Annotated in this window: 4 protein-coding genes and 1 pseudogene; all 5 read left to right on the top strand. The window is 70.4% G+C overall.

Going from position 1 to position 3,006, the window contains the following annotated elements:
- Positions 1–202 precede the first annotated feature (202 nt).
- Positions 203–1,018, top strand: a complete 816-nt coding sequence (locus GTW67_RS20005) for a phosphatase (RefSeq protein WP_161166190.1) — start codon at positions 203–205, stop codon at positions 1,016–1,018.
- A gap of 129 nt (positions 1,019–1,147) precedes the next feature.
- Positions 1,148–1,360, top strand: a complete 213-nt coding sequence (locus tag GTW67_RS20000; protein ID WP_004984898.1) for a helix-turn-helix domain-containing protein — start codon at positions 1,148–1,150, stop codon at positions 1,358–1,360.
- Positions 1,361–1,469: 109 nt separating this feature from the next.
- On the top strand, positions 1,470–1,568 hold the full coding sequence (locus GTW67_RS19995) for a 30S ribosomal protein bS22 (protein WP_003948845.1): 99 nt from the start codon (positions 1,470–1,472) through the stop codon (positions 1,566–1,568).
- 210 nt (positions 1,569–1,778) lie between these two features.
- Positions 1,779–2,840: an NAD-dependent epimerase/dehydratase family protein gene (locus GTW67_RS19990; protein WP_161166189.1), complete on the top strand. Its 1,062-nt coding sequence runs from the start codon at positions 1,779–1,781 to the stop codon at positions 2,838–2,840.
- Positions 2,841–2,854: 14 nt separating this feature from the next.
- A pseudogene (locus GTW67_RS37795) lies at positions 2,855–3,006 on the top strand (glycerol acyltransferase); the annotation flags it as partial.

Below are 3,006 nucleotides of genomic sequence, written 5' to 3'. Positions count from 1 at the left end.
CGGGGGTTGCCCGGCGCTGAGGCTGGGCGGGGGTGGGTGGTGTGGCCCGGCGTGGCGGGGTGCCGCTGCGCCCACCCGTGCCGCCCCAGCGGCACGATTGCCCGCAGCTACGTAAGGGCGGCGTGGTGGTGGTTACGCCGTCCGTGGGGTCGTGTTCGGGAATTTGGGGGCGGGGGAGGGGCCGTGCGGCAGGATCGGGTGGGTGTTGGGGCGTGGGGCTCTTCGGGGTCATCTTCTTGATGTTCGTCTTGCCGGGGTTGTGGCGACCTCTCGTGAGGTGAGTCTGCGGAGTTATCGGTTGTTCGCCGCCCGGGATCCGCGGATCACCCTCGGGATCGATCCCGAGGGGGAGTGGGGGCAGCGGGAGCTGCTCGGGCTGATGGCGCGCAGGTGCGGTGTTTCGGCCGACCCGCGGCATACTTCGGGCCAGGATGTGATCGACCCCGAGCTGACGCTGACCGCTCTGGACGCCTTCGCCGGGCGCCTCGCCGCAGTCGCCGAGCGTCGCGCTCCGGTACTCCTCGGCACCGGGCACCCGCATCGGCTGCTCGGTTTCTACGCCGCCCTGGCGGACGCCCTGTCGGCGGCGGGATGTGCTGTCCTCACCCCGGCGCAGGGTCACCGTGTCGACATAACGACCCGGTTCGGTCTACGTACCCACAACCTCGAGTACGTCCGGGGAGTCGCGTTGGTGCGGGAGCCCGGCGCGGAACGCCCCGGTTGTGAGCCCGGCGCACACACGCATTCGCCGCTCCCGGTTCGGACCGCGCTGGCCGTGGCGGCCGAGGCCGGCGGGCCGCTTCCCGAGTTGGTGATCGGGGACCACGGGTGGGTCTGCGGTGCAGGTCAGCTGGGGTTCGAGGCCATCGGGCCGGGCGATGTGAACGATCCCGCGCTCTTCGTGGGTGAGGCCGAGGGGTTGGTGTCCGTCGCCGTTCCGCTTGATGACGGTGTGCGGCCCGAGTACTACCGGCCGCTCATCCGCTACGTACTCAATCGGGCGTGTCTGTCCCAGTAGGACGCCGATGGGTGCACCTCTTCCCCATTCGCATCACCCGCACCTACATTGGGGAGTGAGCACGCAGCGACGAAGAGTCACCGGAAGGGGAAGCCGGTGGCCGTCGAGTGCGGAAGGTTCAGGTGTGTCATGGCTGCAGCTGGCGAAAGGCCTCTGAACGAGGTTCAGTTCCTTACCGTGGCGGAGGTCGCCTCGGTGATGCGCGTGTCCAAGATGACCGTGTACCGGCTGGTGCACAGCGGTCATCTGCCCGCGATCCGGGTGGGACGGTCGTTCCGCGTCCCGGAGCAAGCGGTTCACGAGTACCTCCGCGAGAGCTATGTGGGGGTGGAAACGGCCTGACGACCTCGATTACGACCTCAGCGCTCGGGCGGGTAGGCTAGCCCCTCGTAGGTCGTGTGGGCCCATGGCGCCCAAACAACCGAGTGATGAGAAGTGAGCGAGGGTAGTCGTGGGCTCTGTTATCAAGAAGCGGCGCAAGCGGATGGCCAAGAAGAAGCACCGCAAGCTGCTCAAGCGCACGCGCGTTCAGCGTCGCAACAAGAAGTAAGCGACGCTGCGCCGTCAGCGTGTCCTGTGGCCCCCCACCGCACCAGGTGGGGGGCCACAGTCGTATCCCGGTCCTCAGGGTCCGGGCGGGTGCGATTTCTCGTCACGTGCTGCATCCGGCGGTCATCACAGCGCAACACCGACCGGCTAAGTTGGCCCGCGGACGGGAACGCGGCAGGGTACGGAGCAGGGCGAGAGGAAGGCGCGGATCTTGGGCAAGGTCGTGCTCGTGACCGGGGTGGCCCGTCAGCTGGGGGGCCGGTTCGTCCGGCGGATCCAGCGTGACCCCGACGTGGACCGGGTCGTCGGCGTGGACGCCGTCGCGCCGGAGCACCATCTGGGCGGCGCCGACTTCGTCCAGGCGGACATCCGGCAGTCGGCCATCGGGCGGGTGCTGGCCGAGACGGGCGCGGACACGGTCGTCCACATGGACGTCACGGGCACGCCGCTGGGCAGTGGCAGCCGCACGTCGGTCAAGGAGACCAACGTCATCGGCACGATGCAGCTGCTCGGCGCCTGCCAGAAGTCGCCGACGGTGAAGCGGCTCGTGGTCAAGTCCAGTACGAACGTCTACGGTTCCGCGCCCCGCGACCCGGCCGTCTGCACGGAGACCACCGCGCCCAAGTCGCTGCCCAGCGGTGGTTTCGCCAAGGACGCCGTGGAGGTCGAGGGGTATGTGCGGGGCTTCGCGCGCCGCCGGCCGGACGTCGCGGTGTGTGTGCTGCGGTTCGCCAACATCCTGGGCCGGAGCGCGGAGACGCCGCTCGCGTCGTACTTCGGGCTGCCGGTGCTGCCGACGGTGTTCGGGTACGACCCGCGGCTCCAGTTCGTGCACGAGGACGACGTGATCGAGGTGCTGCGGATCTCCTCGCACGACCCGCGGCGGGGCACGCTGAACAGCGGCACGTTCAACGTCGCCGGCGACGGCGTGCTGCTGCTCTCGCAGTGCTCGCGCCGGCTGGGGCGTCCCACGGTGCCGTTGCTGCTGCCGGCGGTCACCTGGGCGGGCACCCTCGTGCGTACGCTGGGGATGACGGACTTCTCTCCGGAGCAGATCCGGCTGCTCACCCACGGGCGGGTCGTGGACACCACGCAGATGCGCGAGACGCTGGGGTTCCGGCCGAAGTACACGACGGCCGAGACGTTCGCGGACTTCGTGCGCGGCCGCGGTCCGGGGCTGCTGCCGCCGGAGGCCCTCGCGGGGGCCGTCGACCGGATCGCGGAGCTGTCCCTGCGGGGCAGCGGCCCCCTCCCGACGCAGAGCGCCAACTGAGGAGCGCAGCAACGATGGCGGACGCCAAGGTCATTCCGTTCGACGACGACCGGTCCCGGGGGAGCGGCGGGAGTGCGGGACAGCGCCCGGCGCGGCGCCGGGGCGGGGGAGGCCGGCGCGGCGGCGCGGCGGAGTCCGTGCCGGTGCGCGAGGTGCAGCCGCTGCC

This window comes from Streptomyces sp. SID5910, assembly GCF_009862125.1.
Classification (GTDB): Bacteria; Actinomycetota; Actinomycetes; order Streptomycetales; family Streptomycetaceae; genus Streptomyces.
Note: the sequence above shows the minus strand (reverse complement) of the source record. Positions and strands in the feature narration are given on the sequence as shown.